1 pseudogene is annotated in these 209 nt (G+C 53.1%); it reads left to right on the top strand.

Annotated elements, in window-relative coordinates:
- Positions 1 to 209: pseudogene (locus HII27_RS27015) on the top strand (transketolase); the annotation flags it as partial.

Raw genomic sequence — 209 nt, 5'->3', positions numbered from 1 at the left:
GAAGGCTGGTTCACCGATGACACTGCTAAACGTTTCGAAGCTTATCACTGGCACGTGATCCGTGGCATCGATGGTCACGATCCAGAAGCGATTAAGCGTGCTGTAGAAGAAGCGCGTAAAGTGACCGACAAGCCATCCCTGCTGATGTGCAAAACCGTTATCGGTTTCGGTTCACCAAACAAAGCTGGCACCCACGACTCCCACGGTGC

Origin of the sequence: Kluyvera sichuanensis, from assembly GCF_014218705.1 — a bacterium.
GTDB lineage: Bacteria > Pseudomonadota > Gammaproteobacteria > Enterobacterales > Enterobacteriaceae > Kluyvera > Kluyvera sichuanensis.
This window is presented reverse-complemented; position numbering and strand designations above follow the sequence as displayed.